Below are 739 nucleotides of genomic sequence, written 5' to 3'. Positions count from 1 at the left end.
TGCAAGCTTCGCCGAGGCCATCGAAACCGCGCCGCGCTACGAGGCCACGACACGCGATATCACCGTTTCCGTGCGCAGCTTCTGGCTGGAGGACCAGTCCCAGCCAGAAGAACACAGCTATGCCTGGGCTTATCATGTCCGGATCGAGAATGGCGGAGACGAGACGGTCCAGCTCCTGAGCCGGTCGTGGGAAATCACGGATGGGCGCGGCAAGACGGATCATATCCATGGTGATGGCGTGGTCGGCGAGCAGCCCATTCTCGTTGCCAGCGAGATCTTCGAATACACCTCAGGGGCGGCACTTCCCACACCATGCGGCTTCATGCGCGGTGTTTACCACATGATCGTACCCGCGACATCGGAGCGCTTCGAGGTCGTCATTCCACCGTTCAGTCTGGATAGCCCTCATCGTCTAGGTCTCGTTCACTGACGACGATACGTCCGCGCCCTGCAATCTTGGCTTTGTAAAGGGCCTGATCCGCGCGCTCGAGTGCATCGGACCAAGCTTCCTCAGGGCTCATTCTGGCGATGCCAGCGCTGCACCCGACGCTCAAGGTGCCTATCTTGGTTTCGAATGGGACGTCACTCAGAGTGCCCAGCAAGGTGGCGATACGCGCTCTGGCGGCCGCGAAGTCTCCCTGTATGACAATCAGGAACTCCTCTCCGCCATAACGGCCGATGATCTCCTCCTGATGCTTCGCGCGCAGTAGGCGCGCCCCGATACCCGCGAGAATCTCGT

Annotated in this window: 2 protein-coding genes; one reads left to right on the top strand and one right to left on the bottom strand. The window is 60.5% G+C overall.

Annotation, left to right across the window (positions count from 1 at the left end; all coding sequences use genetic code 11):
• On the top strand, positions 1-430 hold a 430-nt coding region (apaG, locus tag C0V97_RS16905; protein WP_233582243.1), incomplete at its 5' end, for a Co2+/Mg2+ efflux protein ApaG.
• Here apaG and C0V97_RS16900 read toward each other — a convergent pair.
• Positions 390-739 (bottom strand): diguanylate cyclase domain-containing protein (locus tag C0V97_RS16900; protein WP_127103673.1); only part of this gene is annotated, 350 nt, incomplete at its 5' end. The two genes, apaG and C0V97_RS16900, sit on opposite strands and share 41 nt — an antisense overlap.

This window comes from Asaia sp. W19 (assembly GCF_003994335.1).
GTDB lineage: Bacteria > Pseudomonadota > Alphaproteobacteria > Acetobacterales > Acetobacteraceae > Asaia.
This window is presented reverse-complemented; position numbering and strand designations above follow the sequence as displayed.